The following is a 6563-nucleotide window of genomic DNA, read 5'->3' as shown; positions in this document are numbered from 1 at the left end:
AAAAGGTGGCCTGCATCAAGGTGCTCGGTGGTTCCCACCGCCGTTACGCTTCCGTGGGCGACATCATCGTCGTGTCCGTCAAGGAAGCCATGCCCCACAGCAAGGTCAAGAAAGGCGACGTCATGAAGGCCGTTATCGTGCGCACTGCCAAGGAAGTGCGTCGCATGGACGGCTCCTACATCAAGTTCGACGGCAACGCCGCTGTCCTGCTCTCCAACCAGGGCGAACCCGTGGGTACCCGTATCTTCGGACCCGTCGCTCGTGAGCTGCGCGCCGCCAACTTCATGAAGATCATTTCTCTTGCCCCCGAAGTGCTGTAGGAGATGACTATGAAAACGTATCGCATCCGCAAGGACGACAAGGTGATGGTCATCACCGGCAAGGACGCGGGCAAGATCGGCAAGGTGCTCAAGGTTCTTCCCAAGAAGGACCGCGTGCTGGTGGAAAAGGTGAACGTGGCCAAGCGCCACATGCGCCCCAACCCCTATGCCCAGCAGCCCGGTGGCATCGTGGAAAAGGAAATGCCCATCCACGTGTCCAACGTGATGGTGGTGTGCTCCGCTTGCGCCAAGCCGACCAAGGTGGGCTACAAGTACATTGAGTCCGAAGGCAAGCAGAAAAAAGTGCGCTTCTGCAAGAAGTGCAACGAAGTTATGGAATAAGGTGATACGATGACACGCCTTGAAAAGATTTATAGAGAGAAAGTGGTTCCGGTACTGCAGAAGGAGTTCAACTACTCCTCCTCCATGCAACTGCCCGGCATCGAGAAGATCTCTCTGAACATCGGTCTCGGCGCCGCCAGCCAGAACAACAAGCTGATGGAAGAAGCCGTGGCGGAACTGACCGCCATCGCCGGACAGAAGGCCGTGGTTACCCGCGCCAAGAAGTCCATCGCTTCCTTCAAGCTGCGTGAAGGCATGCCCATCGGGGCTCGCGTCACCCTGCGCAAGGATCGTATGTGGGACTTCCTGGACAAGCTGATGAACTTTGCCCTGCCCCGCGTGCGTGACTTCCGCGGTATCCCGGACCGTGGTTTTGATGGTCGCGGCAACTTTACCCTGGGCATCAAGGAACACACCATCTTCCCCGAAATGGAAGCTGACCGTGTGGAAAACCCCAAGGGCATGAACATCACCATTGTCACCTCGGCGACCACGGACAAGGAAGGCAAGTTCCTTCTGGACCAGCTGGGCATGCCGTTCCGCAAGTAGGAGTAGAGCTATGTCCCGTACCGCTCTTGAAGTGAAGGCTTCCCGTAAGCCCAAGTTCAGCTCCCGCGCCTACAATCGTTGCCCCATCTGCGGGCGTCCCCGGGCCTTCATGCGCCAGTTCGGCATCTGCCGTATCTGCTTCCGCAACATGGCCCTGCGCGGCGAACTGCCCGGTGTGCGTAAATCCAGCTGGTAATCCGCATCCCGGACTGATCTGAAAGATGGAGGGACTCCGAAAGGGGTCCCTCTTTCCGTTTCCGGAGAAGGGCAGGGGAGAGGGGACTGTGCCCCGGCGCTTCCTGCATCCGGCGGGCGGCCCCGGGCAGGAAGGTCCCTTGTCCGCATCCGGGGGCGCAGTCTTACATGGTTTCCGGCTTCTGGGGAGGGACGTATCCTCTTTCGAGATACGTTCTTCATCCGGCCGGTCTCCTTCCTTTTGCAAATTTTGCTTGCTTCCCGATGACAGATGGGCTATCTGCCCCTGCGCGCCGTACGCCGTGCCCTGCCGGAAAGTCCGGTGGAGCCGGCCATGCGGCGCGGGTCGCACCGGAGACGGGCGGGACTCCTGCAGTGGAGCAGCCCCGTTTTTATTGTCCCACTCAGGGAGGGGTAAAACCCCCACCTTTAGGTGGCGGCTTTAGCGTTTCTTTTGTAGTCTGTGGGCATGAGCAATTATCGTAAAGGCTCCCACAGTGTTTTTTCAATTCACCTGCACCTGGTCTGGATAACCAAGTACAGGAAAAAGATTTTGTCAGGCGACATCGCCCAGAGAGCCAGGTCGCTGATACGCGGCATCTGTGAAAAGCAGGTGGAAATTCTCAAAGGACATATAGCACCCGACCATATCCATCTTTTCGTTTCGATTTCACCAAGCCTTGCTGTGAGCAAGTTGATGCAACAACTGAAAGGCCGAACCGCGCATGCCATGATAAATGAATTTCCATTGTTGCGCCGCCAGTACTGGGGACGTCATATGTGGGCGCGTGGCTATTTCTGTTGCAGCAGTGGCAATGTGACCGATGAGGTCATTAAGCAATACATCACGCAACAGGAAGATGCAGATGAAACCTTCCGAATTGAGGGGGAATGACTTCAGCCTGCTTCAGCAGGGGCCATACCGGCTTTAGCCGGAACGCGACTTTAGTCGCCACGGTGAATCCACCGGCTTTAGCCGGTGGAGTGTTCAATCATGGTGCGGCGATCCGGTGCCTGGTCCCTCGCATGCAGGCCGGGATGCCCCGGCAGGACCGGCGCCGGCATGACTCGGGAACGCCCTGGAAAGAGCGGATTTTCAGGCCGTGAGCAAAAAAACATTGCCTTTTGCTCCGGCTTGGGATATGAACTTTCGATTGTGTGCGGGAAGTGGCGGCATGGGGCCGCTAACCCCTCACGAAACCAACCTTAGGAGCTATCGATGTTGACAGATCCTATTGCGGATATGCTGACCCGTATCCGCAACGCACATTTGGCCCTGCACAAGGAAGTGAATGTGCCGCGCTCGAAGATGAAAGAAGCCTTAGCCGCCATCCTCAAGCAGGAAGGTTACGTCGAAGACGTGGCTATCGACGACCGCAACATTACCATCACGCTGAAGTACCAGAAGGGCAAGGCCGTCATCTCCGGCCTGAAGCGCGTCAGCACCCCCGGTCGCCGCGTGTATGTGGGCGCTCACCAGATCCCCAAGGTGCAGAACGGCCTCGGCATTTGCATTCTGTCCACGTCCAGCGGTGTGCTGGACGGCATGACCGCCCATGAAAAGAAGGTGGGCGGCGAACTTCTGTGTGAAATCTGGTAGGGGTGCACCATGTCTCGTATCGGCAAACAGCCCATTACCGTTCCCGCTGGCGTTGAAGTCAAGATCGGAACGGATGTTGTGGAAGTGAAGGGCCCCAAGGGTACGCTGCATACCCCTGTGTGCAGCCTGCTGAATTATGACCTCACCGACGGTGTGCTGACCCTGACCCGCGTGGAAGACGACCGTCACAGCCGTGCCCAGCACGGTCTGCGCCGCACCCTGCTCGCCAACTGCATCGAAGGCGTGACCAAGGGCTTCTCCAAGTCCCTGGAAGTGATCGGCGTGGGCTACCGCGTTGCCGTCAAGGGCAACCTGGTGGAACTGTCCGTGGGCTTCTCCCACCCCGTGCTGGTGGAACTGCCCGAAGGCATCCAGGCCAAGGCCGAAGGTCAGATCCTGACCATCAGCGGCGCCGACAAGGAACTGGTGGGCGAAATGGCCGCCAAGATCCGTCGCATCCGCAAGCCCGAACCCTACAAGGGCAAGGGTATCAAGTATACCACCGAGACCATCCGCCGCAAGGTCGGTAAGTCCGGCGGCAAGAAGTAGGTAGGGATTGCGTCATGAAGCTTACCAAGAATGAATCCCGTCAGCGCCGCAAGGTCCGCATTCGTAAAAAGGTGCAGGGTACCGCCGAACGTCCCCGTCTGGTGGTGTACCGCTCCCACATGCACATCTACGCCCAGATCGTGAACGATCAGGAAGGCGCCACCCTGGTCGCCGCCTCCACCCTCAGCCTGGCCAAGACCGAAGCCGGTATGCATTGCAACCTGGCCGGCGCCGAGAAGGTGGGCATGGAAATCGCCCGTCTTGCCAAGGAAAAGAACATCACCCAGGTGGTGTTTGATCGCAACGGGTACCTTTATCACGGTCGCGTGAAAGCCGTGGCCGACGGCGCCCGCGAAGGCGGCCTGGAGTTCTAATATGCGTCAGGAAAATACCGAAACCAAACAGAACGAATTGGGCGAAATCGAAAAGATCGTCTCCCTGAACCGCGTGGCCAAGGTGGTCAAGGGCGGTCGCCGTTTCAGCTTCAGCGCCCTTGTGGTGGTGGGCGACGGCAAGGGTGGCGTGGGCTACGGCCTGGGCAAGGCCCAGGAAGTGCCCGAAGCCCTGCGCAAGGCCACTGAACGCGCTCGCAAGAACCGCGTGCAGATTCCTCTGGTGGAAGGCACCCTGCCTTACGAAGTGCTGGGCCGCTTCGGCGCTGGTCGCGTCATGCTGAAGCCCGCCTCCGAAGGTACCGGTATCATCGCCGGTGGTGCCGTGCGTGCCGTCATGGAAGCCGTGGGCGTGCGTGACGTCCTGGCCAAGGCCATCGGCACCAACAACCCCCATAACGTGCTGCGTGCCACCATGCAGGGCCTGATCTCCCTGCGCAGCGCTGACGAAGTGTCCGAGCTGCGTGGCAAGAAGCTCGAAGCCCCGAGGAAGTAAGTCATGGCTGAAATTACGGTCAAACTCGTGCGTTCTCGCATCGGCACCACGCCGGCCCAGCGCAAGCTGCTGGACTCCCTTGGCCTCAAGCGTCGCGAACAGGTCAAGTCGTTCAAGGACACCCCGGCCATCCGGGGCATCATCGCCAAAGTTTCGCACCTTGTGGCCCTGGTGGACTAGTCCACGGCCGCAGGAGGAGTATATATCATGCAACTGCACAATCTCTTTCCCTTCCCGGAAGAGCGCAAAACCCGCCGTCGTGTGGGCCGTGGTTCCGGTTCCGGCCTGGGCTGCACCGCTGGCAAGGGTAACAAGGGTCAGAACGCCCGTGCCGGCGGCGGTGTGCGTCCCGGTTTCGAAGGCGGCCAGATGCCCCTGCAGCGTCGTCTTCCCAAGCACGGCTTCAAGAACTTCCCCTTCAAGGTGACCTACGACGTGATCAATCTGGACCGTCTGCAGGAAGCCTTTGAAGGCAAGAGCGAGATCACCCTGGACGACATCTACGCCCGCGGCCTGGCCCGTCTGGGCGCGCCCGTGAAAGTGCTTTCCCGCGGCGAAGTGAAGTCGGCCATCAAGGTGGAAGCTCACAAGTTCAGCCAGGCCGCTGCGGAAAAGATCCGCAACGCCGGCGGCGAAGCCACCGAACTTGAAGCTGCGCAAGCGGCTGAGTAATTATGCGCCATGCCGGTAACGGCAGGCGGATGTCTTTGACCCCGCGCCGGAATGGGCGCGGGGTAAAGACGCTCCCGCGCATATGCGTCCCTTACAGCGTAAAAGGTAACGAGTGATTCATGGCATCAGCATCGGTTAATCCCCTCGGACAATCTTCTCTGGCCAAGCGCCTGGGCTGGACCTTCCTCCTTCTGTGCTGCTACAGAATCGGTGTGCATGTGCCCATCCCCGGTGTGGATGCCGCGGCCCTGGCCGCGTACTTCAAAAGCCTGTCGGGAACGTTGTTCGACATGTTCGACATGTTCTCCGGTGGCGGCCTGTCCAACGTGTCCGTCTTCGCTCTGGGTGTCATGCCCTACATCTCGGCGTCCATCATCATGCAGCTTTTGCAGGTGGTGAGCCCCGACATCAAGCGCATGGCCAAGGAAGAAGGCCAGGCCGGACGCCGCAAGATAACCCAGTACACCCGTTACCTGACCGTGCTGATCACCCTGGTGCAGGGCCTGTTCATCTCCATCGGGCTCGAATCCATGACCAGCCCCGACGGCACGCCCATCGTGCTCAATGCGGGCTGGCATTTCCGCATGGTGACCATGGCCACCTTCACGGCCGGTTCCATGCTCGTCATGTGGCTGGGTGAGCAGATCACTGAACGCGGTATCGGCAACGGCATCTCCCTGATCATCTTCTGCGGTATCGTGGTGGGCATCCCGCGCGGCATCATGCAGTCCATGGACCTCATCAAGTCCGGCAGCATGAGCATCTTCCTCGCGGTCATCATCGTGCTGCTCATGGCCGCCGTGCTGACGGCCATCGTGTTCGTGGAGCGTGCCCAGCGCCGTATCCCCATCAGCTACGCCAAGCGCCAGATCGGACGCAAGATGTTTGGCGGCCAGAACACGCACCTGCCCCTGCGCGTCAATACGGCGGGCGTCATCCCGCCCATTTTCGCCTCGTCGCTGCTGCTGTTCCCGGCCACGGTGGGCCAGTTCTCCACCAATGAATACGTCAGGATGGTCACGGACTTCTTTGCTCCGCACGGCGTCCTGTACAATGTGCTCTATGTTGTCCTGATCTTCTTCTTCTGCTACTTCTACACGGCCATCATCATCGACCCGAAGGATATGGCCGAGAACCTGAAGAAGAACGGCGGCTTCGTCCCCGGCATCCGTCCCGGCGAACGCACCCAGGAATACATCGACACCGTACTCTCGCGTCTGACCCTGAGCGGCGCGGTGTACATCTCGGCCATTTCCCTGCTGCCCATGCTCATGATCGCCAAGTTCAACGTGCCGTTCTACTTCGGTGGTACCAGCCTGCTGATCCTTGTCGGCGTGGCCATGGACTTCATGAATCAGGTCGAGTCCCACATGATCTCAACCCAGTACCAGGGGTTGATGAACAAGGCGGCCCGCAAGGGCGGCCGCATGTAATTCTGGCAAAGAGAG

At 59.4% G+C, this 6563-nt stretch carries 12 protein-coding genes; all 12 read left to right on the top strand.

Annotated features, from left to right (window positions below; genetic code table 11):
• Positions 1-320: 50S ribosomal protein L14 (rplN, locus tag Q4I12_RS13890; protein ID WP_302262074.1), on the top strand; the 320-nt coding region annotated here is incomplete at its 5' end.
• A gap of 9 nt (positions 321-329) precedes the next feature.
• Positions 330-662, top strand: a complete 333-nt coding sequence (gene rplX, locus Q4I12_RS13885; protein ID WP_040369827.1) for a 50S ribosomal protein L24 — start codon at positions 330-332, stop codon at positions 660-662.
• Positions 663-671: 9 nt separating this feature from the next.
• A complete protein-coding gene (gene rplE, locus Q4I12_RS13880; protein ID WP_006008426.1) occupies positions 672-1211 on the top strand; it encodes a 50S ribosomal protein L5 in 540 nt (179 codons plus the stop codon).
• A gap of 10 nt (positions 1212-1221) precedes the next feature.
• Positions 1222-1407 (top strand): type Z 30S ribosomal protein S14, encoded by a 186-nt coding sequence (locus Q4I12_RS13875; protein ID WP_006008429.1) that lies wholly within the window; start codon positions 1222-1224, stop codon positions 1405-1407.
• 468 nt (positions 1408-1875) lie between these two features.
• Entirely contained in the window at positions 1876-2301 is a 426-nt protein-coding gene (gene tnpA, locus Q4I12_RS13870) for an IS200/IS605 family transposase (protein WP_302259948.1), read from the top strand.
• A gap of 324 nt (positions 2302-2625) precedes the next feature.
• The gene (gene rpsH, locus Q4I12_RS13865) at positions 2626-3006 is read left to right on the top strand and encodes a 30S ribosomal protein S8 (RefSeq protein WP_006008433.1); all 381 of its coding nucleotides are present in this window, start codon (positions 2626-2628) and stop codon (positions 3004-3006) included.
• 9 nt (positions 3007-3015) lie between these two features.
• Positions 3016-3555 (top strand): 50S ribosomal protein L6, encoded by a 540-nt coding sequence (gene rplF, locus Q4I12_RS13860; protein ID WP_168935247.1) that lies wholly within the window; start codon positions 3016-3018, stop codon positions 3553-3555.
• Between the two features lie 14 nt (positions 3556-3569).
• On the top strand, positions 3570-3929 hold the full coding sequence (gene rplR / locus Q4I12_RS13855; RefSeq protein ID WP_302262073.1) for a 50S ribosomal protein L18: 360 nt from the start codon (positions 3570-3572) through the stop codon (positions 3927-3929).
• Between the two features lies 1 nt (position 3930).
• Positions 3931-4443, top strand: a complete 513-nt coding sequence (rpsE, locus tag Q4I12_RS13850; protein WP_072337310.1) for a 30S ribosomal protein S5 — start codon at positions 3931-3933, stop codon at positions 4441-4443.
• 3 nt (positions 4444-4446) lie between these two features.
• Positions 4447-4623 carry a 50S ribosomal protein L30 gene (gene rpmD, locus Q4I12_RS13845; protein ID WP_072337311.1) on the top strand — a complete coding sequence of 59 codons (177 nt, stop codon included), beginning with the start codon at positions 4447-4449 and terminating at the stop codon, positions 4621-4623.
• A gap of 27 nt (positions 4624-4650) precedes the next feature.
• Positions 4651-5115 carry a 50S ribosomal protein L15 gene (gene rplO / locus Q4I12_RS13840; protein ID WP_006008442.1) on the top strand — a complete coding sequence of 155 codons (465 nt, stop codon included), beginning with the start codon at positions 4651-4653 and terminating at the stop codon, positions 5113-5115.
• 119 nt (positions 5116-5234) lie between these two features.
• On the top strand, positions 5235-6548 hold the full coding sequence (secY, locus tag Q4I12_RS13835) for a preprotein translocase subunit SecY (protein WP_168935246.1): 1314 nt from the start codon (positions 5235-5237) through the stop codon (positions 6546-6548).
• Positions 6549-6563: the final 15 nt, after the last annotated feature.

It is taken from the genome of Desulfovibrio piger (genome assembly GCF_951793255.1).
Classification (GTDB): domain Bacteria; phylum Desulfobacterota; class Desulfovibrionia; order Desulfovibrionales; family Desulfovibrionaceae; genus Desulfovibrio.
The sequence above is the reverse complement of the archived record's forward strand: the minus strand, read 5'-3'. Positions and strand labels throughout refer to the sequence as shown.